The following is a 218-nucleotide window of genomic DNA, read 5'->3' on the forward strand; positions in this document are numbered from 1 at the left end:
ATGATCGTTCATTCTAATCTTGTCAACGTTCCCGTTTCAACGATTTATTATTGGATTCATAACGGACATTTAGGCTTAACATCGAATGACTTACTTTATCCGCGTAAATCAAAGAAAAAACGTAAGAATACCAACTCGCAATTTAGAGTGAAAGGTCAATCCATCGATATGCGTCCGGAAGTCATCAATCAGCGTGGTGAGTACGGTCATTATGAAAT

Annotated in this window: 1 pseudogene; it reads left to right on the forward strand. The window is 37.6% G+C overall.

Annotated features, from left to right (window positions below):
* Positions 1–218 (forward strand): annotated as a pseudogene (locus HMPREF2811_RS11315) (IS30 family transposase); the annotation flags it as partial.

Origin of the sequence: Globicatella sp. HMSC072A10 (assembly GCF_001811625.1) — a bacterium.
Classification (GTDB): Bacteria; Bacillota; Bacilli; order Lactobacillales; family Aerococcaceae; genus Globicatella; species Globicatella sanguinis.